The sequence below is a fragment of the Fulvivirga sp. genome (genome assembly GCF_040218215.1).
In the GTDB taxonomy this organism is placed as follows: Bacteria; Bacteroidota; Bacteroidia; order Cytophagales; family Cyclobacteriaceae; genus Fulvivirga.
In genome coordinates this window covers 20,287-46,133 of record NZ_JAVJQL010000008.1, presented here as the reverse complement: position 1 = coordinate 46,133, position 25,847 = coordinate 20,287, and the positions used below count along the sequence as shown (strand labels likewise).

The following is a 25,847-nucleotide window of genomic DNA, read 5'->3' as shown; positions in this document are numbered from 1 at the left end:
GTTTTAAATGTTTAAAAGCTCTCTGACAGTCCTTGTCTTATCGTTGGTATTTGGTTCTTTGTCTGCTCAATCAATTGATACATTTCATAAAATCAATAGTATTTATGATGAGCAAAACCCGGTTTTATCTCCTGATGGAAGAACTTTGTACTTTACAAGAAGCAGACATCCGGAAAATGTTGGTGGTGTTATAGATTTAGGTGACATCTGGTACAGCAACCTGATGCCTAATGGCATGTGGTCTGAGCCAATAAATGCGAAAAAGCTTAATAATAAAGGGTGGAATGGCGTTTTAGGTTTTGTTGGCGGCAGCGATGTTATCTATCTGTTCAACCATTATTCTGATGACAATAGCCTGATAAAAACGCAGGGAATAGCAAGGTCAACCAAAACTACTTCAGGTTGGTCATTTCCTGAGAACATTAACGTGCCATATTATAAAAACACTTCTGAATATCATGGAGGAGCTATAACCGAAGACGCAGCTGTTATGGTGGTTTCATTGGAAAGCTACGGCAGCGCTGGAGGGGAAGATTTATATGTGTGCATCAACAAAGGAAATGGCCAGTGGTCAGAGCCTAAGAACCTTGGGCAGACTATAAATACCAAGTTTCAGGAGTTTTCACCTTTTCTATCTGACGATAATAAGACATTATATTTCTCTTCCAATGGGCATAACTCAACAGGGGGGACAGACATCTATTATTCAGAGCGGCTAGATGACTCATGGATTAACTGGAGTGCTCCCACACCTTTTACGGAGTTAAATACAGAAGGCAAAGAGCTTGGCCTTCATTTATATAACAATACTTATTTCTACACGTCAACATTAAACAGTGATGGTTTTGGTGACCTTAGAATTTACATTGATCCTGAGTCAGATGAGCCAACACCTTTGGATACCACTGTTGTGGTCGAGCCGACTGGTGTTACCATCGCAGAAAACCTTCCTGTATTTGATGATAAAGTGATAACGCTTTACGGAAATACAACTAATAAAAAGGATAGAAGTATGGTAGAAGCTAAAATTTCTTTAAAGACCACGGATGATACAATGATCAATTCTATAAAATCCGAGAAAGGAAGTTATGCTTTAAAAATAGATGCCATTGGAGATTATCTCATCCGTGTTGAGGCCCCAGGTTATATAAGTCATCAGGAGGTTTTGGAGCTCAAGTCAAATGAGATCAATGCATTTGAAATGAACTTCGCACTGGATCCTATTGAGGTGGGTACTACTGTAAACCTTAAAGATGTGCTGTTCCAGCAGTCAAAAGCAGAGTTTCTGGAGTCATCATATCCAGAGCTTAATCTGGTAGCTGAGTTTATGAAGGAAAACCCTAAGGTAAAGATCAGACTTGAGGGGCATACGGATAATAGAGGTATTGCCAAATACAATGTTCAGCTCTCTAAAGACAGGGTAGAGGCCGTGAAAAAATACCTGGTTAGAAAGGGGATTTCTGCTAAGCGTATTTCGGGCAAGGGGTATGGTGGTAGCCGACCAATTGCTGATAATGAAGACCCTGCAAAACGTATTTTAAACAGGCGGGTGGAGTTTACTATTGTTAAGAATTAAAACAAGTAACACACGTAAGTTTTTTGCCTACTTTCTACTTTTTTTCTAAGCTATTTCATTTAACTTACCTGAGTAAAGTAAATTTAAATGGAAGCAAGTGTAAGGGAAACCAAGTCAGCAAAGATTAAAATAGATATTTTAAATGCTACAGTCAGTCTTGTGGGCAAAAAGTCGTTTAAAGACTTGTATGTAGATGAAATTTGCGAAAAAGTAAATGTTTCCAAAGTAACCTTCTTTAAATACTTTCCTCAGAAGGAAGATATTCTGCTTTATTATTTGCGTGTTTGGTGCCTTGACAGGGTCGTTGATCTTGATAATCAGAACCGTGAAGGCCTTGATGGCGTTCGTTACCTCTTTGATAAGATGGCCAATGCATATGAAAGACATCCGGGCTTAATCTTGAGTTTGATCAGTTATCTTACATCACTACAAAGACCACCTGCACCATTTCCATTGAAAACGGTAGAAAGAGAAATTTTGCACCCTTCTTTGATGATGTCTGATAAAGTTGAACTACTGTCATTACAACAAATGATGGAAAAATTCCTTCTGGAAGCAGTATTCAAAAGCCAGATCACCACTAAGAGCGATACCAAAGAATTAGCTTTAGTTTTTATGACCCTAATGTATGGCTCAATTGTAATGGCTCATCTACGTCAGGTATCACCAATCAATGTGCTCTTCAAGAGAAATATAGATAACCTATTGAAGGGTTTGACTAACTAAGCATAAAGAAGTTCCTGCCTTCATTATAGCCCTGTTCATTTAAATAAGCTTCAATTCGCTTTTTTCCATTTCTATCTCTAACCAAAGAGATAATTAAAGGATGCTTATCCTTATCCAGTTCTGTAAAGTGAATAACCGATCCATCAAGGCTGGTAGTTTTTACATCTATTTGTCCTTGTACTTCTAGATTATACCTATTTAGAAGGTTAATCCACTTGTTGATCTGCCGCCCAGTACCCCAGACCCAAAGGTTATCAGTAGGTATTTGTTGCTTGGCAAGGTGCTGAGCCAGATACTTGATCTTGAGCTCGTAAAACTTCTCCAAATCATAATTAGCATGATTGCGAGAAAGCCGGGCGGCAGAATCATGCCAATGAAGTAGTGGTAAGTTGACCTTTTCAACAACTACGTCATTATGCATCCAGCGGAGCCAGAGCTCATAATCCTCTGGCAGGTGACCTTCATTATAGCCGCCATATTTGTATATCAATGATTTTCTGAACATCACAGATGGATGGGGAATAGGTGACTCGGTAAATCGCTTTTTTAATATGGATTGGCGATCTATAATTTGATTGATTTCATCGACATACAAGGCGTATCCTGTGTTGGCTTCGCGGTTACCTTCGTATTCCACCAGTGAAGAAACGACACCAACTTCAGGATGTTCCTGGAGATAATTGAACTGCAGTTCCAACCGCTGGTGGTGGCAAACGTCATCAGCATCCATTCTGCAAATGATGGCGGAGCTGGACATTTTAATTCCAAAATTTAAAGCTTTGGCTATGCCTCTGTTATTGGTTTTAAAATGTGTAACCCGCTCATTATTAATGGATTGAATTATGCTATTAGTATTATCTGTAGAGCCGTCATCAATGATGATAAGCTCCCAATCCGTAAAGGTCTGATGGGTAATGCTATCAATGGCTGCCTGTAAAGTATGCTCACCATTAAAGACTGGCAGAATAATGGAAACAAGGGGTTTCAATTTTCGGCCTTGAATATTTGTTTGATGAATTTGAAGAACTGCTTTCTTTCCGATTTGTCAGAAGCTAAAGATTTTACAGATTTAAGATATCCTTTGACCGTCAGTTTATCAACAGACAAATCTGTTTTAGCCACTTTCTCAGTTTGTGGTTTATTTAGCTTTGCTCGTTCTTGTCTGGACTTTTCAATTTTATCTGCGTCATAATTGGGGTCAAGTTCATCTGCTCTGGCAAAACTCGCTTTAGAGCGTGCCTGGTAGCCCAATTTCTCTTCTACAAGGCCTTTGTTATTGTGCGCTATGGCATCATCAGGATCTAAGGCAATGCAGCGTTCATAGTCTTCAATAGCCCCTTCAAGGTCACCCATTCTTTCTTTTATATAAGCACGACTGGAATAGCGAAAGGGTTTATTCGGTTCAAGTTCAGCAGCCCTGTTAAGATCAACCATGGCCAGTTCATTCTGCTTGTTCAAATGAAATGCCACAGCTCTTTCACTCAGGAAATAGCCATTATTTGGTTCCTTTTCCACTAAAAAGTTGAAATCAGATATCGAGGCATCAAACTCGCCTAGTTTGAAATGAGCCTTGGCCCGGTCATACCTGATTTTCAGATTGTCCTCATCCAGCTTAATTGCCTTAGAAAATAGGGGTATAGCCTCTTTGTATTTTTTGTTTTGGCAGAGGGTTGTTGCTTCGTTAAAATAATCCTGTGCTGTCTTGCTCATCCGTAGTTTCTTCTATATCCTCAACAGAATCAGTGGTTGTGGTGTTCAGGGAGTCTGATTTAATCTTCTTCTTTTTAGGAGGCTTTACCTTTGCTGGTTTTACTTCAGCCGATTTCTTAAGGATCTTCACTTTTACGTACTTCACCTTTTTCTTGCGCTTGTCCTTTTTAGGATTGTAGTACCTGTTCCTGTTAATAGGCTTAACATGCTTTACAGTGATGTACTTGGAATTGTTGCACCCCTGAAGCAGCGAAAAAGTAAAGAATATGGTTATTATCAGTAGTCTCAAAGCTTACGAACGTAAAGAAGATATAATTATTTGAGAAAATGAAGAATGGCATCAAGCTTGTTTACAGATTTGTGAAATGACAGTACATGACATTATATAAATTTCACTAAATTATATACCAAACCACACCTCAGAACGATGAAAAAGTTAGCCATTCCTATTATAAGCTTAGTTGCCATTGTTATAGTATCATGTTCAGGAACAAGAACCGTGACCATGAATGCCATGCGTCCTGCGGAAATTACATTTCCGCCAGAGGTCAATACCTTGCTGATTGTGGATAGAACAAAATTCGCAAAAGAAAGCATTAATATTCTGGAAGGCGTGCTCACCGGTGAGATGCCTGGTGATGATAAGGCCGGAGTTCAGGAATTAATCAATTCATTTCAACAGCAATTGGGCCGATCACCGAGATTTAGTACTAAGATAGCTGCTGAGCGATTGAACGGTAATAGTATGACCTCAGCTTTTCCCTCACAGCTATCATGGATGGAAGTGCAAAATTTATGTAATAAGTATGGAACTGATGCCATGGTATCCATTGAAATGTTTGATACTGATTTTGTGGTGACCAATGGAAAGAGAAAAGTTAAAAAGACTGTTACTGAAGGTGAAGTTAAAAGAGAAGTTGAAGTCGATGAGTTTTATGCCGAGGGCGTAGGTAATATTACCATAGGTATCAGACTTTATGATCCTGTTGCTAAAACTATAGTTGATCAGCAATTATTGAACAAATCAAATACCTGGAATGCCGCTGGAAGCACCTTAAAGGATGCTCTGGCTGCACTTATCGATAAATCTTCAGCTACACGATATCTGAGTAGAAATGTTGGGAGCGATTATGCCTACAAGATTGCACCCATGCCTGTTAGAATCTCCAGAATGTTTTATGGCAAGTCTAAAAAGGCCATTCAACTAGAACAGGGGAGTAGGCTAGCTGATGTTAACAAATGGCAGGAGGCCGCGGATAAATGGGAAAGTGGTATAAGTTCAGCCCCAACCAAAGAAGCTGGAAAACTAGCTTACAATACCGCTATCGCTTATGAGGTGCTGGGCGACTTACCTAAAGCCAAAGAGTGGGCTCAAAAAGCTTATGTGGATTTTGGTAATAAAGATGCAAGAGACTACGTGCGCACCATACAGAACAGAATGTATGAGGAGGAGAGGATTAAAGAGCAGATGAATTAGATGTCTGCTCTTCTACTTCAACTAATTCTCAGCAGGTGGAGTAATCATAATATGGGCCCTGTGCGTTCCCGGATCCATTATCCAGGGGCCACCTGGCACTAACGGACGAATAGGTAAGCCTGTTGATTCGGGAGTAGCAAAGGGAATATAGACCACGTACCTAAGGTTGGCATTGATAACTTTACCAGAAGCGGCATCATATTTTCCTTCAGCACCCGAGAGTACATGCAGTGTTGACGGATTCTCTGGCATTTTGAGTTTGCCTTCTTTTACCTCTTTCTCCCTGATATCAAATATCTCCTGTCTTTCCTTACCTTCTTCCTTTAAGGCCCGGCCTCTTGCCATGAATGGTTCCAGGTCCTTATGGTAGCATGAAGCATTAAATCCTTCCTGATTAGGGTCATCAGCTAAGCAAATTAATTCATTAGTACCTTGCCTTATCACTACTAGCTTTTCATTTTCATCAAAGCCCATCACTGTGGCTTCAGCTCTTTTTTCTTCAGGCGCAGCCATCACAGCTCCGGCTATTTGCTCTTCCTTGTTAGGAATCTGAGCCTCGCAGCTCATGGTTATAACTACTAGTAGGATTAGGAGGGAATTGAAATTTTTCATGACTTGGATAAGTTGGTTTCCATCAAGTTAATAAACTAATGATGAAAAATAGATTACTCATCTTCATTTTTAAAAATTCCTAATTGATTCATCTTTATGTTAGGTATGCCACCATATTTACCCTTTAGGTAATCTCGCTCAAACGATGCGTCATATCTAATCCCCATACTTTGAACAGTTTTCAAGGTTGTCCCTTTTATTCCTCTTTGTAACATTATCATTTGATCAGTTCTAAGTAATTCAGATGACAATATATGCGGCATATGACTTATCGCAATAAGTTGTCCACCATTTTTATTTTCCGGACGGCAAAAAAGTTCTAGAATGAATTTAACCAATTCACTATGGAGTCTTGAGTCTAATTCATCTACAAACAGAGGATATCCGTTTCTAATACTATTAACAATAGGGCCAGCAAGGGCAAAGAATTTTTGAGTTCCTGAGGATTCTTCACTGAGATCAAAATTAATGAGCTCTTCTCCCAATTTTGTTTCTTCATGGGATCTGTGTTTAGTCCATATTTTAAGCAAATAATCCGTTTGTTGTTTCACAATATCTCTTAATTCAGGAGTAAAATATTTCAAGGAATTGTCATCAACGGACTGTGTTTCAATTTCAATATCGTCAATATCCAACTTAGCGTCTTCGAAGAGTTGTAAAAGTGTTTTTTTGAACTTTTTATCTAATGCTAGTTTGGCTGTCAGCGATGTGTTTGTACCAATGTTATTGTCTGTTATAATATTGGTATTTTCAAACCAATTCATTATTTGTTTTGAAATTGGCCCATTAAAAATCCCAACAGTGCTTAAAAATAGTGAGTCAGGCCTGGCAAATTTCTGTTTACCAAATCCTTCTCCAAATGATGGATTGACCTCAATAGAATCTAATTCTCTACTAAATAGAGTTTTGGATGTTGTTTTTAAAATAGAAATGAGGTTTTCACTATGTACTCTTTTTCTGTCAATACTAAAAGAGTAGTTATAGCGCTCACCGAAAACAATAAATTCTATTTCAAAATAAGTTGGAGCTGTTAAGTTTCTTTTATTAAGCCTGTAAGGTTCCAGGGTTAGCAACTTACTTGAAACAAAACTATTAGCAGATTCTAGGACAAAAGATTTCATAAAACTTAGCCCTTTGAATAAATTAGATTTTCCTGATGCATTTGCACCATAGATAATTCCCGCTTTTAATAGACTTAAGCTTCTGTATTCAGTGTCAAATGTATTCTCTTTGACTCTCTGTCTAATAGGTTCCGCAACCATCGATAGCGTGATTCTCTCATTTATCGACTTGTAATTAGCTATTGTAAAATTAATTAACATGTTATGAGAAATATTCTCTAAAATTAGTAATTTTATTCAACATTATTAGAATCGCTAACAAAGAATGAGACAAACTCATCATGACATGTTGGCAGCAAAAAATATTGTGGAATGATTCTTGATGGAAATGGGGCGAGCGTGGAAGGCTCACCCCAAATTAAAATGGTTGCTCATTAAGAGCGAATAACTTACTGCAAAGATAACAAAGCTAAATGAGCAACCATAATTTTTAAATTTTAAATGTAAAGATTATGATGAAACATGACGATTGCAGGAAAGGGGATTTCCTGTGGGCAATTTAGCTAAAGAAAAACTAATCCCTGATGAAGGTGTGCTAAGATGTGCGCATCTGTACGTTGGACAAGGTGAATCTACTTTGTTTGTTATTCCAAATGGAAGCAATTTTATTTTTGTTCTTCTTGATTGTAATGTAGATCGGAAAAACCGTGGTATTGACTTAGTTAAATTATTAAAGGATCTCCTTGATGATGGTGATGAACTTATTTTTATTAATACACATCCTCATAATGATCACTTAATAGGTCTTAAAAAGCTTCATGATGAAATTGGTTTTAAAGAGGTATGGCACAGTGGACACAAGCCAGGAAAAAAACATGAAGGTGCATACGAGGAATTAAAGTATGTTATTGAGCAGATTGGTGATGAGAATGAGTTTGTATTGTGTGGGAGTAATAGTGATAACACTGTTAGAACTAGCGATAAGGAAACTTCTATAATTAAGAAGCTAGGTGACATTGATTACCAAGTTCTTTCACCTGCCGAGTATGTATCAGATGATGTTGATGGAGAAGATGATGACACTAGATATAATAGAATACATGAAATGTCTGGTGTTATCAAATTTAAATATGGTGTCAATCTAAAGTCTATTTTGCACACTGGCGATTCTGACAAAAAGGCCTGGCAAGATCACATTACCGATTATCATTCCAATAGCCTAGGTTCTGAAGTACTTAGTGCCTCTCATCATGGCTCAAGGTCTTTTTTTAAGAATGATAAAGATGATCAAGAACCATATGAAGATCATATGGATAAGATTGAGCCTGAATATCTTGTTATTAGTGCTCCGAAGCAGTCCGAAAGTCAATTTGATCACCCACATGATGATGCGATAGAGCTTTATAAAAAGTATGTGAATGATGAAAATATTTATCATTTAGGAGATGATAGGCATTCTCTGTTTGTGGATATCACTTCTGATGGAGAAATATCTATTGAAAAGGATTTTGACTTAGTAAAAAGTTACTCATTGTCCGAGAATGAAGATGATGATCCAGATGATTCTGAAAAAAATCAAAAGCTCAAGGCAGCAATGATAATGGCGGAGAGAGCAGTTTCACCTAAACCATATTTTAATGGGGATGTCTCCTGAAGTTCTAAGTAGCTTGCAAGAAGAACTCAAGACTTATGAAAGTCTTGAGTTATCTTCTAGTAATGGTATTTCAATAAGTGGGAGTATTGATTTAGTCGAAGGGGGGGTGCAATTTGAGACTTATGATATCAAGTTACTGTTTCCCTCAAACTATGGAGATTTCTCATCTAAAACGTTTCCGTATAGATACCCATTAGTCTATGAAACAAGTAATAAGATACCGAGTAATATCGGGCATCATAAATCTAAACATGGGCAACTATGTTTAGAAATTCCACCAAGAGAACTTGTAATATGTAAAGACGGTATTACATTAACGTATTTCATTGAAGAAATTTTGAAACCTCATTTAGCCATTCAGTATGTAAAGGTGAATTCAAATGAAAAAAAGTATTTATATGCTGAATATGACCATGACTTGAATGGATATTGGGACTACTTTAAAGAGTACTATCAACTTGATGATAAACAATTAGTATTGAAGGCCTTAGCATACACAACATATAATTTAAGCTGGTCTAAGTCAAAACCGTGCTTTTGTGGAAGTGAAAGACAATATAGCGAATGCCATATGTTGGCAGTAGAATCAGAAATTCATTTAACCAGCAAAGAAATAAGAAGGATATATTTTAAGCTTAAAAGGAATTATGAAAATTGATAAATATGATTGGCAGGCTAGAATTTTGCCATCATTACTTGCGTTTATTCCAATGGTCTGGGTTATCAATAATCTGTTTTTTACCGATCTATCTATTTTGGAAACAGTTTTCTTCAATGGAATTTCATTATTATTAGTATTGGTGATAACCTTATCTTATTTGGTAAGAGAAATCTCGAAGTTTTACCAAGATAGGATATTTGCTAAATCAGGAATGCCAAGTATATATATGCTGATGAATTATGAAATGTATTTTTCAAAAGATTTCTTTAAAAGATATGTCAGTAAGATAAATAAATCTTTTAAATACAAGATTAATAAAAATGATCAACGAAGTTGGCAAGAAGCCTTTGAATTAGTTCTTGCTGATGTTCGAGATTCACAATTTATACTAAAATTAAATATTAGGTATGGGTTTTTAAGGAATCTGTTAGGTTCAGTTTTAATAAGTTGGGTGATTTTATTTTTCGCTACATTGTATTTGTATTTCTGGCCATCAAATCCTGAACTTTTAAGGCAGGCTCTGGTATTGTTGATTTGCTATTCAATTCCTATACTAACAATGAAGAAAGTGATAGTAAAGAATGGTGAATATTTCGTTGCTAAAGTAGTGTCTGAATTTGTTTCTTCTAAGTAAATAAGTTCCAATAACTGGTTCAAAGCGAAAACCATAAAATAAAAAACCCCTTCAAATGTTAATCTGAAGGGGTTTTTAAACTTAAGAGCGGTCTGGACGGGACTCGAACCCGCGACCTCCTGCGTGACAGGCAGGCATTCTAACCAGCTGAACTACCAGACCCTTTCGTTTAAGGTGGTGCAAATGTATAGTTGTGGTTTTTTATTTCCAATAGTTGACCCTAAAATATTTTATATTTTTTTCAACAGGGTAAATACCACACCTTTACTTATCATAAATCAATATAAGTTATAATTTTGTACCTTTAACTAAAAGGATATGCTATTGGATTTTGAAAAGCCTATTGCAGACTTAGAGGCAAAACTCGAAGACATGAAAAAAATCGCTGCTGACAGTGATGTAGATGTAAAAGAAGCCGTAAAATCACTAGAAACCAAGATAAAGAACCTGAAAAAGGATACTTTCAATAACCTCACCAGATGGCAAAGGGTTCAGCTCTCAAGGCACCCTGAGAGACCATACACACTCGATTATGTTTATGAAATACTTGACGATTTTGTTGAGTTGCATGGCGATAGAAATGTGGCTGATGATAAAGCAATGATCGGTGGGTTTGGTACTATTGATAAGCAGACTTTCATGGTTATTGGTCAGCAGAAGGGCAGAAATACTAAGCAGCGCCAGATGCGTAACTTCGGTATGGCTAATCCTGAAGGCTACAGAAAAGCCCTTAGGTTGATGAAGCTTGCTGAGAAGTTTAATAAGCCCATCATAACATTTATTGATACTCCTGGTGCATTTCCCGGACTGGAAGCTGAAGAGCGTGGACAAGGTGAGGCTATTGCCAGAAACCTGAAGGAGATGTTTATGCTTAAGGTACCTGTTATCTGTATCATTATTGGTGAAGGTGCTTCTGGTGGTGCGTTGGGTATTGCCATCGGTGATAGGGTAGTGATGTTGGAAAACACCTGGTACTCTGTGATCTCGCCAGAGTCTTGCTCTTCAATCTTATGGAGGAGCTGGGATTACAAAGAACAGGCTGCTGAGGCACTGAAGTTAACAGCCAAAGATATGCTTGATGTTAAACTTATCGATGGCATTATTAAAGAACCATTAGGTGGTGCACATACTGACCTTAAATTCATGGTAAAAGAAATTAAGAAGTATATTAAAGATACGCATGCAGAATTGGCTAAAATGACGCCTGAACAGCGCATAAGCGAGAGAATTGATAAATTCTGCGCCATGGGCCAGTTCAAAGAATAAAAAATAAAGATTTACTAAATTAGAGCCACAGAATTTTCTGTGGCTTTTTTAATGCTTAAAATATGAAAAAGATTAATTGGTTAGATCACTTTGTAAATCTTATTGTAGTTATAACTGGTATCTCAATAGCCTTCATGTTAAACAATTGGCAGGAATCTAAAAAGGTAAAGAGGCTGCAAGAGGTATATATTCAATCCATGATTGATGACATTGATGAAGATATTGCAGAGTTGGATTCATTGGTGATAGAAGACAGTGAAAGTCTTGAATTATTTAGAAGGGTACTAGAGGCGAAAATTAAACCTCTGCCCAAAGACTCTCTTTCCTTGGCAATTTCTAAAGTAGCATCAATGAGCTCATTTAACAGTAGAAACATAACCTATGAGTCTATTAAATCTTCTGGAAAGTTCGAGCTACTAAGCCTAAAGCTCAGAATTGATATTATAGAATTCTACCACTCTGGCTATGATCAAATTGAGGAAATAGAAGAGTATTATAAAATGAATTTTGATAACCAGATCATCCCATTTCTAATTAATGAAGCTTTTGCTGGATCAAATGGCCCTGACACTTCAAAAATATTATCCGATAAATTCAGAACGGTTTTGGGTCTTCATGCTAACTTTTTGGTTCAGAAAATAGAGGCCTATAAAAATGGTCACCGACTGGCACAAAAGTTAAAGGACGAGTTAGAAGCCAATAAATAGAGATGAATCTACACGTAATCAATACAGGATTTTTTAAGTTGGATGGCGGGGCGATGTTTGGTGTTGTGCCTAAGACGTTGTGGCAAAAAAGCAATGCACCTGATGACAATAACCTTTGTACATGGGCCATGCGATGTTTGTTGATTGAAGATGGCAATCGTTTGATTTTAATTGACAACGGCATAGGCAATAAGCAGAGTGAAAAGTTCTTTAGTCATTATGATTTGCATGGAGATGCTTCTCTCGAGAAATCATTAAAAGCCAGTGGTTTTAATAAAGATGATATTACAGACATGTTTCTTACCCATCTGCATTTTGACCACTGTGGTGGTGGTGTGGTTTATAAGGGCGATAAACTTGAGCTGGCTTTTAAGAATGCTAAATACTGGTCGAATCAAGATCACTGGCAATGGGCCACTGTTCCAAACCCAAGAGAAAAGGCCTCTTTTCTTACCGAGAACATTATGCCCATGCAGGAAAGTGGTCATCTGAACTTTGTTCCATTAGACGCGGTTTCTCCATTTTCACAATTTGACATAGCCACATTTGACGGGCATACAGACAAGCAAATGTTGCCTAAGATTAGGTATAAAGATAAAACCATTGTGTTTATGGCTGATCTTTTGCCATCAACGGCACACATTCCATTACCGTATGTTATGGCCTATGATACGCGGCCTCTGCTTACCATGTCTGAGAAGGAGCAGTTTCTCAAAGAAGCCGCTGATAACGAATATATCCTGTTTCTTGAGCATGATCCTGTAAATGAATGCTGTACTGTCAAAAACACAGAAAAGGGTGTGAGGCTGGATCGAACTTTTCCACTAGCTGAGGTACTATAAATGGCTCCTAAAAGTGTAGGCTTAACATTATCTGGAGGCGGAGCAAGGGGCATTGCTCACCTTGGCGTAATTAAAGCTTTTGAGGAACATGGAGTTGCGTTTGATGTGCTTTCTGGTGCCAGTGCTGGCGCTATCATTGGAGCACTTTATAGCTATGGCTACTCTGTTAATGAAATCCTTAAGATTGTTTTGGATCTTAAGGCCTTCAAGTTTATTCAACCAGCCATGAGTACCAAAGGCCTCCTGAAAATGGATGTGATTAAGAAGTTTTTGGAGTCGTATCTTCCAGAAAATTCATTTGAGAAGTTGAAAATTCCGCTTGCAATAGCAGCTACTAATATTAGAACCGGTACCACTACATACTTTGAAAGTGGTGATCTAATAGGAATCATTTGCGCTTCATCTTGCATACCCGTTCTTTTTCAGCCGGTAATGCTCGAAGATGAGCTCTATATAGATGGAGGTATATTGAATAATCTACCAACAGAAGTGATCAGGGATAGGTGCGACATACTGATAGGCAGTCACTCTAACCCCGTTGATAAGAATTTTGAAGTTAAAAATGCCCGTTTTGTTTTGGAGAGGGCTTTGATGCTGGCCATAACCAGAAATGCTATTGAGAGTGCCAGGCTCTGCGATATTTTTATTGAACCAGAGGGTCTTGAGCCTTTTAAGGTGATGGATTTGAACAAAGCCAAAGAGATTTTCGGGCTTGGTTATAAGACCACTATAAAATTAATTGAAGAACAAAAGTTGATTGAAAAGATTGGAATATGACGTTTAAAGAACAAATCCTTCAAGGAATACCCAATGAACTACCGGCTGCCAAGCCTTATGATGTTAACACTAATCACGCTCCAAAGAGAAGTGAAATCCTTTCTGAAGATGAGAAGAAGCTTGCCTTGAGAAATGCTCTTAGATATTTTGATCAAAAGCACCATGAAACGCTAATTCCTGAATTTAGGGAAGAACTTGAAAAATATGGGCGTATATATATGTATAGGCTGAGGCCGGATTATGACATGTACGCCCGTCCATTAGAGGAATATCCATGTGTGTCAAAGCAAGCTGGAGCCATCATGCTAATGATTCAAAATAATCTTGATCCTGCAGTGGCACAGCACCCTCATGAGTTAATAACCTATGGTGGCAATGGCGCTGTGTTCCAAAACTGGGCACAGTACCTGCTCACTATGCAGTATTTAGCCACTATGAATGACGAGCAGACACTGCACATGTATTCAGGGCACCCCATGGGTCTTTTTCCATCTTCAAAGTCCGCGCCACGGGTCATTGTTACCAATGGTATGATGATTCCTAACTACTCTTCGCAAGATGACTGGAATAAATTCAATGCATTGGGAGTTACCCAATATGGTCAGATGACGGCCGGCTCTTACATGTACATCGGCCCACAGGGCATTGTCCATGGCACAACTATTACTGTATTGAATGGAGGAAGAAAGATTTCTAAGCATGGTGAAGGCCTGGAAGGCAAGCTCTTCGTTTCTTCAGGATTAGGAGGGATGAGTGGTGCGCAGCCAAAGGCAGGTAATATTGCAGGCTGCATCTCCGTAGTGGCGGAAATCAATCCCATGGCTACACATACCCGCCATTCCCAGGGCTGGGTGGACGAAGTGATTAATGATTTAGATGAACTGGTAAGCAGGGTGAAGTCTGCCAAAGAGAATAAAGAAGTTGTATCTATCGCCTATCAGGGGAACATTGTTGATGTATGGGAGAAATTTGATCAGGAGAATGTTTATATAGATTTAGGCTCTGATCAAACCTCACTTCATAATCCATGGGCAGGAGGCTATTATCCAGTAGATATTTCATTTGAGGAATCTAATAGGTTGATGGCTGAAGATCCTGCAGAGTTTAAGAAGCAGGTTCAGTCGACATTAAGGCGCCATGCCGCAGCTATAAACAACCACACCGCCAAAGGCACTTATTTCTTTGATTATGGCAATGCTTTTCTGCTTGAAGCGTCAAGGGCGGGGGCGGATATCATGGCTAAGAATAATATAGATTTCAGATACCCTTCTTATGTTCAGGATATTATGGGGCCAATGTGCTTTGATTACGGTTTTGGTCCGTTCAGGTGGGTGTGTACCAGTGGGAAAAGTGAAGATTTGGACAAATCTGATGAAATAGCTGCAACTGTTCTTGAAGACCTTCAGAAAAAATCTCCTCCTGAGATTCAGCAGCAGATGGCTGATAATATTAAATGGATAAGGGCTGCCAAGACCAACAAACTGGTGGTTGGTTCTCAGGCCAGAATATTGTATGCAGATGCTGAAGGTAGAATTGAAATAGCGCGCGCTTTTAATAAAGCCATTGAAGAAGGTAAGATTGGCCCAATTGTGTTAGGCAGGGACCATCATGACGTTTCAGGTACTGATAGTCCGTATCGAGAGACCTCCAATATTTATGACGGTTCAAAGTTTACTGCAGATATGGCCATTCATAATGTTATTGGCGATTCTTTCAGGGGAGCTACCTGGGTATCCATCCACAATGGTGGTGGAGTGGGGTGGGGCGAAGTGATCAACGGAGGCTTTGGTATGTTGCTCGATGGCACTGATGAAGCAGAACGTAGATTAGAGAATATGTTGTTCTATGATGTGAACAATGGAATAGCCAGAAGAAGCTGGGCGCGTAATGAAGAGGCCATTTTTGCAATAAAAAGAGCGATGCAAGTTAATCCAAACTTAAAAGTAACGCTGCCTCATGTAGTTGATAAAGAACTTTTGTAATTAAAAATTAAATTCTTGTAGAATAGCTTTGTGACAAATAGCTGGAATGTTAATTTTGAAATATCTTTAATTTTTTAAATTATATAATATGAAAAAATTTTTATATACGTTATTACTACTTTTTGGTACATTCGCTTCATCTTTTTCTCAAACCGAACAGGGTTCTTTTCAGTTAGAGGTAGGTCTGAGCCCATTCTCTGAAGGTCTAATGAGAGGAAGTAATACAGGAGTAGCACTTTTTTCAGTCGATGGAACAACTTTATGGTCGATTGGTGGAGAAGGCGGATATTTTGTTCAAGATGACTTTGCAATAAAGGCTGGTGTAGGTTATACTGATTTGGACGGGGGCTCCTATTTTAGCTACAAGATTGGTGCAAAATATTACGCTGGAGGATTGGTGCCTTTTCAATTAGATATTACGGGAGCAACAAGAGAAGATATCGATAGCCCTTTTGGAACCTTTGAAACACCTGATCCATTGTACCTCGGTTTACAAGGTGGCTATGCAGTATTTTTGAATGACAACGTTTCATTTGAGCCAAGCCTCAGGTATAATATCAGCTTAAATAGTGATTTTTCTGATCAAGGTATTTTTGAGCTTAGGTTCGGATTCGTGATATTCCTTTAATAATAAATAGATGTCATCTCTTTGATGGTATTAAACTTTAAAGCTTATCTATTTTGGTAAGCTTTTTTTTGTGTACCATTGGACATGCACTAATGAAAAAGCTTGATACGTAATGAAGAGGCCATTTTTGTTATAAAAATAGCGATGAATGTTAATCCAAACTTGAAAGTAACGCTGCCTAACCATATCAGCGACAATTTGTTAAGTTTAAATTATCATTTATATCTTGTAAGTTTTAGTTTCATTTAGCTTAGATTCCGTTTGAATTAATGGTTTGGCTTTTTCTAACTTAGTAGAAACTTTAAAAATGTAAAAAATGAAAAAAGTAATACTGCTTTCTTTGCTACTAGTTGGGTGTTTTACTAGTTACTCTCAAACCAGGTTAGGTGGAGGGCTATCTTATGGAACAGATGTAGAAGAACTTGGTCTAAATTTGAATGGAGAGTTTTTCTTAAAAAGTAATCTGGCTCTTTCCCCTGAATTTAACTATTTCTTTATCGATGGCCCGGGTAGTTTTTGGACTATAAATGCGGATGGACATTTTTATTTTAATCGTTCAAGTCAAGCTTCTTTTTATGGATTAGGAGGGATAAACTTAGCAACAGCAGGTTTTGATGGTAATACGGATACGGAATTGGGAGTTAATCTGGGCGCAGGTGCTAATTTTGAGTTAAATAAAAGTGTTACACCTTTTGCTCAATTGAAATTTGTAGTTGGCAACGCTGATCAGGCAGTATTTTCATTTGGGGTCAGATTTGATTTAAATTAATATCAAATATTTTAATTTTAAAACTAACATAAATTCATAAACCAAAATTTTTAGAACTATGAAAAAGACATTTTTTTTATTAATCGTTTTAGTTGGCCTTGGTTACAACGCCTCATCTCAAGTTTCTGGAGGTATCAAAGGAGGTTTGAATTTCGCTAATATTGATAGTGATATTGATCCAGACGGAAAAACAGGCTATCATGCAGGTGTATATTTAAAGGTTGGATTTGCAGGTATTTCGCTTCAACCTGAAGTACTATATTCTGTTAAAGGAGCCGAAGACTTTGAAGTAACGTATATAGATGTTCCCATAGTTTTGCAGAAGAACTTTGCCAAGGTTTTAAATATTCACTTAGGGCCACAGTTTAGTTTTTTAACAAAAGCCGAAGGTATTACTGAAATTGATCTTTTTACAGGTGACACTACAAAAGGTGACATTAAAGATCAGCTAAAATCATCAGATTTGAGCATACTATTTGGAGCTGGTGTTAATCTGCCTGGTGGTCTATCTGGAGGTTTGAGGTATATTATTGGTTTATCAGATGTTAATGATAAGTATTTTGACCTTGGAGATGGAGCGCCAGAAATCAAAAACAAGACTTTTCAAATTTATTTGGGATACAGATTATTTGGAAACTAGGAATCACACATTATAAAGTAAACGCCCTCTAGGTCAAACCTAGAGGGCGTTTCTAATTTGTAGCTATGCTGAACTGTTAACTCACACAAATCACATAGTAATTTTTCTTTCCCTTTTGTGCTAACAAATATTTGCCTTGCAATAACTGAAAATCGACTTTTTGGTCAGGGCTATCAATTTTAACTTTATTGATACTAACACCACCTTCCTGAATCATTCTTCTGGCTTCTCCTTTTGACTTAAATATCAGCCCTTCTATGGTTTGGGATAAGAAGGTAGTAACATCATCTGCATTGTCAAAGTCTGATTTGCTAATCTCCGTTTGCGGCACACCATCAAACACAGAAAGGAATGTCCTTTCATCTAGAGAGGCCAAATCCTCAGTGGTAGATTTACCAAAAAGTATTTGAGAGGCTTTAATGGCTGATTCCAATGCTTCCTTCGAATGGGTTCTTACGGTTATATCCTCAGCAAGTGCCATTTGCAATTTCCTCATATGTGGTGCTTCAGCATGCTCTTTCTCTAAGGCCTCAATTTCTTCTTTGGACTTTAGCGTGAAGATTCTAATATAATTAGCAGCATCAACATCAGAAGCATTTAACCAGTATTGGTAAAACTCATAAGGAGAGGTTCTCTCAGCATCAAGCCATACATTACCACCCTCAGTCTTTCCAAACTTGGTTCCATCAGCTTTCTTAATAAGCGGAGTGGTAATGGCAAAAGCTTCCCCGCTGGCTTTTCTTCTTATCAATTCAGTGCCTGTAACAATGTTACCCCATTGGTCTGATCCCCCGAGCTGGAGCTTACAGTTTTTGTTTTTGTATAACCAGTAAAAATCATAGCCCTGAACTAACTGATAGGTAAATTCTGTAAATGACATGCCCGTTTCTCCTTCCAGTCGTTTCTTGACCGAATCCTTGGCCATCATGTAGTTTACAGTAATGTGTTTCCCCACATCCCTGATAAAATCTAGAAAAGAGATATCCTTAAACCAGTCATAATTATTAACTATCTCAGCAGAAGTTTCCCCGCAATCAAAATCAAGAAAACGCTCTAGCTGCGCTTGCACACCTTTAAGGTTTTTTTCTAGTACCTCTTCCGACAATAAATTTCTTTCTTGTGATTTTCCGGTAGGGTCACCCACCATACCTGTCGCACCACCCACCAAAGCATAAGGCTTGTGACCTGCGCGCTGGAAGTGTACTAATGTCATAATTTGTACCAAGCTGCCAATATGAAGAGAATCTGCAGTGGGATCAAAACCTATATATGCTGATGTCATCTCTTTATTCAACTGTTCTTCCGTTCCAGGCATGATATCATGAATCATCCCCCTCCATTGCATTTCTTCTATAAAATTAGTCATTGGATCGTGTGCTTTTTTCTAAGTTTGCAAATATAGAAAAGCGTGATTTAATCGCATTAGTAAATTAACATTATACATTTTTTCAATATTCATTCAACACTATTATTAACCGCTAGACTGGTTTATGATTTATTTATGTAAACCATTAAACTAAAACTACTCAAACCAGTCTACCGTATTAAGCAACAAACTATTCAATTCTCGATGAAACTAAGACAAGTAATTATTGTTGGGATAGGTCTGACCATCCTTTTTGGCTCTTTTATATTAAGTGGTGTGCTCAGCAGCATGAAAGAACCACCAGAGGTAAAAACTCCTGAAGAAATAAAAAAGTATGTTAAAACAGAAAAAGTAAAGTACACAAGTATACCTACGGAGGTAATGGCCTTTGGCAGGGTCAAAACAGCCGAGTCTTTGGATCTTATAGCAGAAGTTTCTGGTAGAATGAACGCAAATTCAATTCCGTTAAAGGAAGGGCAGAGGTTTAATAAAGGTGCTTTGCTATATAAAATCGATGATAGGGAAGCTCGTTTAAATCTGCAGTCTCAGAAGAGCAACTTCTTGAAGGAACTTGCAGCCATTTTACCTGATATAAAAATTGATTTCAGTGACAACTATGAAGCATGGTCAAAGTATTTTTCAGCAATAGATATTAACAAGCCGCTTCCGGAACTTCCGGAATATAAAAATGATAAGGAGAAGACATTTTTAGCAACTAAGAATATTTTCAGTTCATTCTACACCATCAAAAGTGCCGAGGTAAACCTTAATAAGTACAGCTTCTATGCGCCATTTGGTGGGGTTATTTCAATGGTAGACTTGCAATCAGGTTCTTTTGTGAACCCTGGAAATAAAATAGGTACTATACTTAGGTCTGATAAACTAGAGATGAAGGTTGATGTGAGCGTGTCTGATATCGACTGGGTGGAATTAGGTTCTCAGGCTCAGGTAGTAACAGAAAGTGGTAGAGTGTGGGAAGGCAAAGTAGCCAGGATAGGCGAATTCGTTAATCAGAATACTCAGTCCATAGATGTGTTTATTGCCATTAATTCAGACAAGGATCGTAAGATTTATGATGGTGAATATTTACGCTCCATTATTCCTGGCCGTGAGGTGAAATCAGGAATGTTAGTACCAAGAAATGCCATTTTTGATGGTAACAAAGTATTTGTTCTTCAGGACTCATTGTTGAAAGTAGAGGAAATTCAGATACACAAACTGAATGCAGAAAGTGTTGTTTTCTCGGGTTTGCAAGAGGGTTCAGAGCTCGTTATAGAGCCTTTGATCAATGCGCATAATAATATGAAAGCGTTCAAACTTGAAGAGAAAGAAGATATCGATATCGAGCAGAAAAGTAGCGATGTTAAACTGGTTAAAAACTAAGGAGCTATGAATTCTATCAAAAGTATGGTTGAGTATTTTGTGAAATTTCCGATACTCGCCAACATAGTCATTGCCTTGACACTTTTAGGTGGTATCATGGCCATGGTTAATACAAAAAAGTCCTTTTTCCCAACTCAGAAGGATAAATTCATCAATATTCAGGTTGCTTACCCGGGAGCCTCGCCAGAAGAAATGGAAGAGGGAGTGACCTTGAAGGTGGAAGAAGCACTTAAGAGTATTGCTGGTATAGATGAAATAACATCGACATCATCTGAAAACTCAGCAAATATTAGCGTAGAGACACTTGAAAACTATGACATTGACGAGGTTTATACTGAAATAAAAAATGCTGTCGATGGGATTAGTTCATTTCCGGTAAGTGCAGAAAAACCCATAATATTCAAGCAAAGACAGCAATCTACCGCTCAGTGGCTAGGTTTAACGGGGGATGTGGATATAAAAACCCTGGAGATGTATGCTGACAAGATCAAAGATGAATTGCTGGCATCAGGTGTTATTTCTCAAGTTAATATTAATGGACTAACTGGTAAAGAGATATCTATTGAGGTTTCAGAACAAGCATTAAGCAGGTATGGAATCACCTTTGATGAAGTGGCTAGTGCAGTTCGTCAAAATAATAGAGATATTTCAGCAGGCTCTATTAAAGCTGAAACTGAGGAAATACTTATTCGCTCTAAGGCCAAAGTTTCTGATGCTGATTTTATCGGAGAGATAATCGTTAGAACTGATGTAGATGGATCTAATCTCTTATTAAGGGATATAGCAGCCATTAAGGAGCAATTTGCTGATCAGCCCAATAAGGCGCTTTTAAATGGCAAAAGAGCTGTTTTTATTGAGGTAAAGAAACTTGAAGAAGAAGATCTTCAAAAAATCTCAGAGTTTGTTGTGCCTTATGTAGATGAGTTTAATGCGAAGCACTCAGGTGTAAAATTGGATTTGACATGGGACTTTATGTCAATGCTTAATCAAAGGTTGGATCTCTTGACCAATAATGGAATGGTTGGTTTGTTCCTTGTTCTTGTTGCACTTGGAACCTTTCTGAGCCTAAGACTTTCTTTCTGGGTAGCCTGGGGTATCCCATCATCTTTCTTGGGAATGTTTATTATAGGAAGCTTTTTTGGTCTGACCATCAACATGATCTCTCTATTTGGGATGATATTGGTTATTGGCATTCTGGTGGATGATGGTATTGTGATTGCTGAGAATATCTATACCCATTTCGAAAAAACCAAAAACCCAGTTAAGGCGGCTGTTCAGGGTACTATTGAAGTACTACCTGCAGTATTTACTTCTGTAACAACCACTATCATCGCCTTTACACCTTTATTACTGCTTACTGGTGGCTTTGAGTTCTTGAAAGATATGGCGTTTGTGGTAATTTTCAGCTTAGGATTCTCATTGCTGGAAGCGTTTTTCGTGTTACCAGCCCATCTGGCTAGTAAATCGGTTTTAAGTGTTAAAAAGGAAGATACAAGAAGTTATAAGATCAGAAGCAAGATCAACGCTGTCATCGATTTTATGCGTTATAACCTTTACGGAAACGCCCTGCGCTATACATTAAAGTACAGGGCAATATCAATATGTGTATTATTAGCACTTTTTCCGATAACTATTGGGTTGTTCGGAGGTGGTTTTATCAAAGCTACTTTCTTCCCTCAGATACCTTTCAACAGCTTTAATATCAATATTGCCTTCAAGCCAGGAGAAAGGGAAACTAAGGTTGAAGACTATCTTGCAAGATTTGATAATATCGTTTGGGAGGTTAATGAAGACCTTAAAAAAGACCTTGACACTGAAGACGATTTAATAAATTATACTTTCGGTTCTGTGGGTAACACTACCGATGGGGAATCCGGGTCACATGCAGGAAATATTAATGTGTTTTATGACGAGTTGGATGATTACGGTATTAACAGCTATGACATCATCAACCGCCTTTATGCAAAAATAGGGAAGGTTCCTGAGGCTGAGAAATTCAGTATAGGCGGAATGAACCGCTTCGGTAAGCCGGTTTCTGTAAGGTTATTAGGTGCCAATTATGAGCAGCTTCAGGCGGCTAAGGATTACCTTAAAGCTGAATTAAATAAGATTACAGACCTTAAAGACGTACAGGATAATGTTGCCATTGGCAATAGGGAAATGCTCTTTGATTTGAAGCAAGAAGCTTATTTCCTCGGTCTTAATCATACTGAAATAACTAAACAGGTGAGACAAGGTTTCTTCGGAGAAGAAGTACAAAGACTTCAAAAAGGAGATGATGAAGTTCGTGTGTGGGTCAGATATCCGGGAAAAGGCAGATTAAATGTTGGTCAGTTGGAGGATATGAAGATCAAGACCACGGATGGAAAACAGTTGCCTCTCCGACAATTGACTTCTTACACTATAGAAAGGGGGATCAGTGGCATTAAGCACTATGATGCCGATAGAGCGGTGACTGTAGAAGCCGACATGGTTGACCCGTTTGGAGAAGTACCACCTATTTTAGCGAAAGTGACAGATGAGATAGTACCCAAGTTGAAAAGTCAGTTTCCAACTGTTATGGTTGACTATGGAGGTCAGGCTAAGGAAAGTGCCAGGGCAGGGCAGGAAATAGCCACTTATTTCGGAGGTGCTTTTGTGCTTATATTTTTCGTGGTCATGATTACGTTCCGTTCCTTCTATCAGGCCGTTATGGTAATTGCCATGATTCCGTTAGGATGGTTAGGTGCAGCATGGGGGCATGGAATAGAAGGTCATCCCGTATCTATATTGAGTGCCTGGGGTATGATTGCTTTATCCGGTGTAATTATCAATGACGCAGTAGTGTTTCTAGCAAAGTTTAACTCATTAATAAAAGAAGAGGGTTATAGTGTTTATGACGCTGCTTATGAAGCCGGTATTGCCAGGTTTAGGGCTATTATGTTGACTTCAATAACTACTGTTGTCGGCTTGTGGCCACTAATTATGGAAACAAGCTTTCAGGCCCAGTTTTTAATACCAATGGCAATTTCCGTGGCCTATGGGGTTTTGGTTGGAACGTTCGTAATACTGTTGTTCTTCCCTGTATTAATCCTTGTCTTTAATGATGTGCGTAGATATGCTAAATGGCTGTGGACGGGTGATAAACCATCAAGAGAGGGTGTAGAGCGTGTTATTATCGATCAGGAAAGAATGACCGAGTGGGTCGAGTCAGTTTAATTTATTCAAATTCAATTATCGATGTTTTATAAAAGACTAGTTTACAGCTTTTTAGCATTAACTATTTCAACTAACTTATTATTTGCCCAGTCAGAAACTTTATCCCTATCAGATGCTATACGCATAGGATTGGAAAGAAACTATGACATAATCATAGAGAGAAGCAATGTTCAGGTAGCTGAAAATAACAATGCCTGGGGCGAGGCCGGCAGGTACCCAACGGTAACATTAAACCTCAACCAAAATAATTCACTTACAGACAATGTGAAAACGGCCAGTCCTTTTCAACTGCAGGATCAGACAATATCCAGTAGCTTGAACCCGGGGGTAAATCTAAATTGGACACTGTTTAATGGTTTTAAGATCAATATTTCAAAATCGAGGCTTCAAGAATTGCAGTCAGAGTCACAGGGTAATGCTGACATTGTTATCGCCAATACCCTACAGTCAATCATTCTTGGTTACTATAAGGCTGTTTTAGAAAAAAGGAGATTGGTGGAATTCGAGCGTCAGCTCAAGCTATCTGGCGATAAGTACAGTTATACAAAAGTGAAATCAGAATTGGGAAGTGCAGTAAGCACCGATCTGTTTTTAGAAGAGGGAAATTACCTCACTGATTCAACCAATTATATTAACCAGCAGTTGGTATATAGAAATGCCATGCGTGATTTAAATGTAATGTTGGCAGAAACCGATGTTGATAAAAAATACAATTTTACTGATGACCTTTTATATGAAGAAGAAAATTATAAATTAGAGGATTTATTAACTAAGCTAAATTCTAAAAATGTTGATCTTAAAAAGCAGTACATCTCGCAACAATTGATTATTTACAACCGAGGTTTGGCCAGGGCAGATCGTTACCCCACAGTTACGCTAAACTCCGGGTATTCCCATAACAGAAGCAGGGTAGATTTGAGTAATGCTACTTTCCCGGGGCAGGACGGCACTTCATCACCAGGGCCCACAGAGGCTTTAAATGCTATAACAGATAATTATTTTGCCAATTTTACTATTGCATTTACACTTTTCAATGGTGGTAAAATCAACCGGGCCATACAAAATACTGTTATACAGGAAGACATTGCCAACATTACCACTCAAAGGTTAAAGACATCTTTATACCGTGATTTGACACAGGCTTATGACCAATATCAGATACGGAAACAGCTGTATGGTATTACAGTCAGAAAACAAGATGTAGCCGATACGAACCTTTCTATTTCGGAAGAGAAGTTTAAAAATGGCTCTATAAATTCATTCGACCATCGAACCGTTCAAAATAACAGCTTGTCGGCAGCACTTGAAGAATTGCAGGCCGTGTATAACCTTATTGACTCTAAGGTGTCATTGATGCGGCTAACAGGCGGTATTATAGAGACTTATACCGAATAGACTATATCCTCATAACAAAATTAACCCGATGTAATTCAATTACATCGGGTTAATTTTTTAATGCAAATTCATATTTATGTATCATTGCGCAACTTTAAAATTTGATATTATGCAGCAGCCAGATTCACTTAATCAAGTAGCCGATTTTCATAAAACCTTTAAGCACCCAATATTGGGATTCCCAGGTATTCCTGATGAGAAAAGATGTGCCTTAAGAGTTGAACTCATTGCCGAAGAGCTGAAAGAGCTTGAGGAAGCAATTCAAGATAAAGATCTGGTTGAAGTGGCAGATGCGTTGTGTGATATTCAATATGTGCTTTCTGGTGCTATTTTGGAGTTTGGCCTTGGTGATAAATTCAAAGCACTATTTGATGAGGTACAGCGCTCCAATATGAGCAAGGCATGCAATACTGAAGAGGAAGCCAAGGCTACCGTGGAATTCTACAAAAACGAGAAAGACACTGAGTGCTATTACAAAGAAGAAGATGGTAAATTTCTAGTCTATCGCACTGTAGATGATAAGACCATAAAGTCTATCAACTATTCTCCTGCGGATTTAAAAAGCATACTTCAGTAAAAGGATTTATTTGCTGAAGTATTTCTCAATTGTTCATGTCAGCTAAGTAGTTAATAATTAATGCATTGATTATTAACATGTTATGAGATGGGATTGGTTTTTATGTTATTTTTTAAAGGTTTTTACTTTTAATTATATAATTTGCAAACATTCCCATGTTATGGATGCAATAAAATATCAATTAAATTTAATTTATTAGCCACTCG

At 38.0% G+C, this 25,847-nt stretch carries 24 protein-coding genes and 1 tRNA gene; 18 read left to right on the top strand and 7 right to left on the bottom strand.

The genetic code is table 11. From position 1 onward, the window contains the following. The first annotated feature begins 7 nt into the window (after positions 1 to 7). Positions 8 to 1,576, top strand: coding sequence for an OmpA family protein (locus RIB54_RS02375; protein WP_350099099.1), 1,569 nt, complete (start codon positions 8 to 10; stop codon positions 1,574 to 1,576). 87 nt (positions 1,577 to 1,663) lie between these two features. Beyond that, positions 1,664 to 2,302 (top strand): TetR/AcrR family transcriptional regulator, encoded by a 639-nt coding sequence (locus tag RIB54_RS02370; RefSeq protein ID WP_350099098.1) that lies wholly within the window; start codon positions 1,664 to 1,666, stop codon positions 2,300 to 2,302. On the opposite strand, the gene RIB54_RS02365 is transcribed toward RIB54_RS02370, so the two are convergent. Genes RIB54_RS02365 through RIB54_RS02355 form a run of 3 tightly spaced genes read right to left on the bottom strand, consistent with a single transcriptional unit; the run spans position 2,295 to position 4,301 of the window. Then, complete coding sequence (locus tag RIB54_RS02365) at positions 2,295 to 3,290, bottom strand: glycosyltransferase (RefSeq protein ID WP_350099097.1); 996 nt, start codon at positions 3,288 to 3,290, stop codon at positions 2,295 to 2,297. The genes RIB54_RS02370 and RIB54_RS02365 overlap by 8 nt on opposite strands. Next, entirely contained in the window at positions 3,287 to 4,012 is a 726-nt protein-coding gene (locus tag RIB54_RS02360) for a tetratricopeptide repeat protein (protein ID WP_350099096.1), read from the bottom strand. The genes RIB54_RS02365 and RIB54_RS02360 overlap by 4 nt, the downstream gene beginning before the upstream one ends. Further along, a complete protein-coding gene (locus tag RIB54_RS02355; RefSeq protein WP_350099095.1) occupies positions 3,984 to 4,301 on the bottom strand; it encodes a hypothetical protein in 318 nt (105 codons plus the stop codon). The genes RIB54_RS02360 and RIB54_RS02355 overlap by 29 nt, the downstream gene beginning before the upstream one ends. A gap of 138 nt (positions 4,302 to 4,439) precedes the next feature. Between RIB54_RS02355 and RIB54_RS02350 the strand changes: the two genes are divergently transcribed. Continuing rightward, the gene (locus RIB54_RS02350) at positions 4,440 to 5,489 is read left to right on the top strand and encodes a DUF6340 family protein (protein ID WP_350099094.1); all 1,050 of its coding nucleotides are present in this window, start codon (positions 4,440 to 4,442) and stop codon (positions 5,487 to 5,489) included. A gap of 21 nt (positions 5,490 to 5,510) precedes the next feature. Here the strand turns inward: RIB54_RS02350 and RIB54_RS02345 are convergent, their stop codons facing one another. Further along, positions 5,511 to 6,101: a hypothetical protein gene (locus tag RIB54_RS02345; protein ID WP_350099093.1), complete on the bottom strand. Its 591-nt coding sequence runs from the start codon at positions 6,099 to 6,101 to the stop codon at positions 5,511 to 5,513. Between the two features lie 53 nt (positions 6,102 to 6,154). Then, positions 6,155 to 7,363: an AAA family ATPase gene (locus RIB54_RS02340; RefSeq protein ID WP_350099092.1), complete on the bottom strand. Its 1,209-nt coding sequence runs from the start codon at positions 7,361 to 7,363 to the stop codon at positions 6,155 to 6,157. Between the two features lie 328 nt (positions 7,364 to 7,691). Between RIB54_RS02340 and RIB54_RS02335 the strand changes: the two genes are divergently transcribed. From RIB54_RS02335 to RIB54_RS02325, 3 genes are read left to right on the top strand one after another with little or no spacing between them, the layout of a single operon-like run. Further along, positions 7,692 to 8,816, top strand: a complete 1,125-nt coding sequence (locus RIB54_RS02335; RefSeq protein WP_350099091.1) for a ComEC/Rec2 family competence protein — start codon at positions 7,692 to 7,694, stop codon at positions 8,814 to 8,816. Then, complete coding sequence (locus RIB54_RS02330; protein WP_350099090.1) at positions 8,800 to 9,474, top strand: SEC-C metal-binding domain-containing protein; 675 nt, start codon at positions 8,800 to 8,802, stop codon at positions 9,472 to 9,474. The genes RIB54_RS02335 and RIB54_RS02330 overlap by 17 nt, the downstream gene beginning before the upstream one ends. Next, positions 9,464 to 10,111, top strand: a complete 648-nt coding sequence (locus RIB54_RS02325) for a hypothetical protein (RefSeq protein WP_350099089.1) — start codon at positions 9,464 to 9,466, stop codon at positions 10,109 to 10,111. Before RIB54_RS02330 ends, RIB54_RS02325 begins: the two co-directional genes overlap by 11 nt. An 88-nt stretch (positions 10,112 to 10,199) precedes the next feature. Here the strand turns inward: RIB54_RS02325 and RIB54_RS02320 are convergent. Further along, positions 10,200 to 10,273, bottom strand: a tRNA-Asp gene (locus RIB54_RS02320). A 156-nt stretch (positions 10,274 to 10,429) separates the two neighbouring features. Between RIB54_RS02320 and RIB54_RS02315 the strand changes: the two genes are divergently transcribed. From RIB54_RS02315 to RIB54_RS02280, 8 genes are all read left to right on the top strand, one after another. Next, positions 10,430 to 11,377: an acetyl-CoA carboxylase carboxyltransferase subunit alpha gene (locus RIB54_RS02315; protein ID WP_350099088.1), complete on the top strand. Its 948-nt coding sequence runs from the start codon at positions 10,430 to 10,432 to the stop codon at positions 11,375 to 11,377. 62 nt (positions 11,378 to 11,439) lie between these two features. Continuing rightward, positions 11,440 to 12,084, top strand: coding sequence for a DUF6090 family protein (locus RIB54_RS02310; RefSeq protein WP_350099087.1), 645 nt, complete (start codon positions 11,440 to 11,442; stop codon positions 12,082 to 12,084). A 2-nt stretch (positions 12,085 to 12,086) separates the two neighbouring features. Beyond that, positions 12,087 to 12,926 carry an MBL fold metallo-hydrolase gene (locus RIB54_RS02305; RefSeq protein WP_350099086.1) on the top strand — a complete coding sequence of 280 codons (840 nt, stop codon included), beginning with the start codon at positions 12,087 to 12,089 and terminating at the stop codon, positions 12,924 to 12,926. Continuing rightward, complete coding sequence (locus RIB54_RS02300; RefSeq protein WP_350067569.1) at positions 12,927 to 13,703, top strand: patatin-like phospholipase family protein; 777 nt, start codon at positions 12,927 to 12,929, stop codon at positions 13,701 to 13,703. Next, complete coding sequence (gene hutU, locus RIB54_RS02295; protein WP_350099085.1) at positions 13,700 to 15,685, top strand: urocanate hydratase; 1,986 nt, start codon at positions 13,700 to 13,702, stop codon at positions 15,683 to 15,685. The genes RIB54_RS02300 and hutU overlap by 4 nt, the downstream gene beginning before the upstream one ends. 88 nt (positions 15,686 to 15,773) lie before the next feature. Next, positions 15,774 to 16,313, top strand: coding sequence for a PorP/SprF family type IX secretion system membrane protein (locus RIB54_RS02290; protein WP_350099084.1), 540 nt, complete (start codon positions 15,774 to 15,776; stop codon positions 16,311 to 16,313). Positions 16,314 to 16,629: 316 nt separating this feature from the next. After that, positions 16,630 to 17,082 carry a hypothetical protein gene (locus tag RIB54_RS02285; protein WP_350099083.1) on the top strand — a complete coding sequence of 151 codons (453 nt, stop codon included), beginning with the start codon at positions 16,630 to 16,632 and terminating at the stop codon, positions 17,080 to 17,082. A gap of 58 nt (positions 17,083 to 17,140) precedes the next feature. Continuing rightward, on the top strand, positions 17,141 to 17,722 hold the full coding sequence (locus RIB54_RS02280) for a porin family protein (RefSeq protein WP_350099082.1): 582 nt from the start codon (positions 17,141 to 17,143) through the stop codon (positions 17,720 to 17,722). A 76-nt stretch (positions 17,723 to 17,798) separates the two neighbouring features. Here the strand turns inward: RIB54_RS02280 and tyrS are convergent, their stop codons facing one another. Further along, a complete protein-coding gene (tyrS, locus tag RIB54_RS02275; protein WP_350099081.1) occupies positions 17,799 to 19,088 on the bottom strand; it encodes a tyrosine--tRNA ligase in 1,290 nt (429 codons plus the stop codon). Between the two features lie 204 nt (positions 19,089 to 19,292). Between tyrS and RIB54_RS02270 the strand changes: the two genes are divergently transcribed. From RIB54_RS02270 to RIB54_RS02255, 4 genes are all read left to right on the top strand, one after another. Then, positions 19,293 to 20,471, top strand: a complete 1,179-nt coding sequence (locus RIB54_RS02270) for an efflux RND transporter periplasmic adaptor subunit (protein ID WP_350064555.1) — start codon at positions 19,293 to 19,295, stop codon at positions 20,469 to 20,471. A 6-nt stretch (positions 20,472 to 20,477) separates the two neighbouring features. Further along, complete coding sequence (locus RIB54_RS02265; protein ID WP_350099080.1) at positions 20,478 to 23,669, top strand: efflux RND transporter permease subunit; 3,192 nt, start codon at positions 20,478 to 20,480, stop codon at positions 23,667 to 23,669. 21 nt (positions 23,670 to 23,690) lie between these two features. Next, positions 23,691 to 25,064: a TolC family protein gene (locus RIB54_RS02260; RefSeq protein ID WP_350099079.1), complete on the top strand. Its 1,374-nt coding sequence runs from the start codon at positions 23,691 to 23,693 to the stop codon at positions 25,062 to 25,064. A gap of 109 nt (positions 25,065 to 25,173) precedes the next feature. Then, entirely contained in the window at positions 25,174 to 25,641 is a 468-nt protein-coding gene (locus RIB54_RS02255; protein WP_350099078.1) for a pyrophosphohydrolase domain-containing protein, read from the top strand. Positions 25,642 to 25,847: the final 206 nt, after the last annotated feature.

Coding starts and splice junctions, on each gene's coding strand:
- RIB54_RS02350 (WP_350099094.1), top strand. CDS start 4,440: ATGAAAAAGTTAGCCATTCCTATTATAAGCTTAGTTGCCATTGTTATA.
- RIB54_RS02375 (WP_350099099.1), top strand. CDS start 8: ATGTTTAAAAGCTCTCTGACAGTCCTTGTCTTATCGTTGGTATTTGGT.
- RIB54_RS02255 (WP_350099078.1), top strand. CDS start 25,174: ATGCAGCAGCCAGATTCACTTAATCAAGTAGCCGATTTTCATAAAACC.
- hutU (WP_350099085.1), top strand. CDS start 13,700: ATGACGTTTAAAGAACAAATCCTTCAAGGAATACCCAATGAACTACCG.
- tyrS (WP_350099081.1), bottom strand. CDS start 19,088: ATGACTAATTTTATAGAAGAAATGCAATGGAGGGGGATGATTCATGAT.
- RIB54_RS02330 (WP_350099090.1), top strand. CDS start 8,800: ATGGGGATGTCTCCTGAAGTTCTAAGTAGCTTGCAAGAAGAACTCAAG.
- RIB54_RS02310 (WP_350099087.1), top strand. CDS start 11,440: ATGAAAAAGATTAATTGGTTAGATCACTTTGTAAATCTTATTGTAGTT.
- RIB54_RS02315 (WP_350099088.1), top strand. CDS start 10,430: ATGCTATTGGATTTTGAAAAGCCTATTGCAGACTTAGAGGCAAAACTC.
- RIB54_RS02270 (WP_350064555.1), top strand. CDS start 19,293: ATGAAACTAAGACAAGTAATTATTGTTGGGATAGGTCTGACCATCCTT.
- RIB54_RS02325 (WP_350099089.1), top strand. CDS start 9,464: ATGAAAATTGATAAATATGATTGGCAGGCTAGAATTTTGCCATCATTA.
- RIB54_RS02345 (WP_350099093.1), bottom strand. CDS start 6,101: ATGAAAAATTTCAATTCCCTCCTAATCCTACTAGTAGTTATAACCATG.
- RIB54_RS02260 (WP_350099079.1), top strand. CDS start 23,691: ATGTTTTATAAAAGACTAGTTTACAGCTTTTTAGCATTAACTATTTCA.
- RIB54_RS02305 (WP_350099086.1), top strand. CDS start 12,087: ATGAATCTACACGTAATCAATACAGGATTTTTTAAGTTGGATGGCGGG.
- RIB54_RS02370 (WP_350099098.1), top strand. CDS start 1,664: ATGGAAGCAAGTGTAAGGGAAACCAAGTCAGCAAAGATTAAAATAGAT.
- RIB54_RS02285 (WP_350099083.1), top strand. CDS start 16,630: ATGAAAAAAGTAATACTGCTTTCTTTGCTACTAGTTGGGTGTTTTACT.
- RIB54_RS02290 (WP_350099084.1), top strand. CDS start 15,774: ATGAAAAAATTTTTATATACGTTATTACTACTTTTTGGTACATTCGCT.
- RIB54_RS02280 (WP_350099082.1), top strand. CDS start 17,141: ATGAAAAAGACATTTTTTTTATTAATCGTTTTAGTTGGCCTTGGTTAC.
- RIB54_RS02300 (WP_350067569.1), top strand. CDS start 12,927: ATGGCTCCTAAAAGTGTAGGCTTAACATTATCTGGAGGCGGAGCAAGG.
- RIB54_RS02340 (WP_350099092.1), bottom strand. CDS start 7,363: ATGGTTGCGGAACCTATTAGACAGAGAGTCAAAGAGAATACATTTGAC.
- RIB54_RS02360 (WP_350099096.1), bottom strand. CDS start 4,012: ATGAGCAAGACAGCACAGGATTATTTTAACGAAGCAACAACCCTCTGC.
- RIB54_RS02265 (WP_350099080.1), top strand. CDS start 20,478: ATGAATTCTATCAAAAGTATGGTTGAGTATTTTGTGAAATTTCCGATA.